Genomic DNA, 793 nt, shown 5'->3' on the forward strand with positions numbered 1-793 from the left:
TGCCGGCGCGCCAGGTGCGCGCGTTTGTGCGCAGCAACAAGGACGACGCTGCCGATGCACGCGCGATCTGGCTGGCGGCGCAGCAATCGGACATTCGTCGCGCACCGATCAAGACCGTGGAGCAGCAGGCGGTGACGTCGCTGCACCGAACGCGCTCGCACTGGGTGAGCGTGCGCACGGCCACGATCAACATGCTGAGAGGCTTGCTGTACGAGTTCGGTGTCGTACTGCCAGGCGGCAAGAAGGCGGGGCTCAAGATGATGAGCGCCAGGCGCGCCGAGATCGACGACCAACTGCCACCGCTGATGCGCCGCCTGGTCGACCTGCAGCTCGAAACACTGAAGGGGGTCGAGCGCAGCATCAATCAGCTCGAGGCGGAGATCGCAGAGCAGCAACGCCAAGGCAATGCGGCGCGCACGCTGCGCGAAGTGCCCGGCATCGGCGTGCTCGGTGCGACGGCGCTGGCTGCCACGCTGGGAGATGCGAGCGGCTGGCGCTCGGGACGAGAGTTCGCCGCCAGCCTGGGGCTGGTTCCTGCGCACAGCGGCACGGGTGGTAAGACCCGCATCGGCCACCTGAGCAAGCGCGGCGACCCCTACCTGCGGACATTGCTCATCCACGGCGCGCGAGCGGTGATCACGCAAGCGAGGCTCAGGCCTGCATGGCTCGAGGAGCTGCTGCGACGTCGGCCGCTCAACGTGGCGGTGGTGGCGTTGGCCAACAAGATGGCTCGCACGGCCTGGGCGCTTGTGGCGCACGGGCGGGCGTACCGATCGGAGTGGAAGAGCACTCC

Annotated in this window: 1 protein-coding gene; it reads left to right on the forward strand. The window is 68.2% G+C overall.

Annotation, left to right across the window (positions count from 1 at the left end; all coding sequences use genetic code 11):
• Positions 1-793, forward strand: a 793-nt coding sequence (locus tag AC3A6B_RS29830; RefSeq protein WP_487840241.1) for an IS110 family RNA-guided transposase, incomplete at both ends; no start/stop codon positions are given.

This window comes from Variovorax sp. Soil_C_33, from assembly GCF_057656935.1.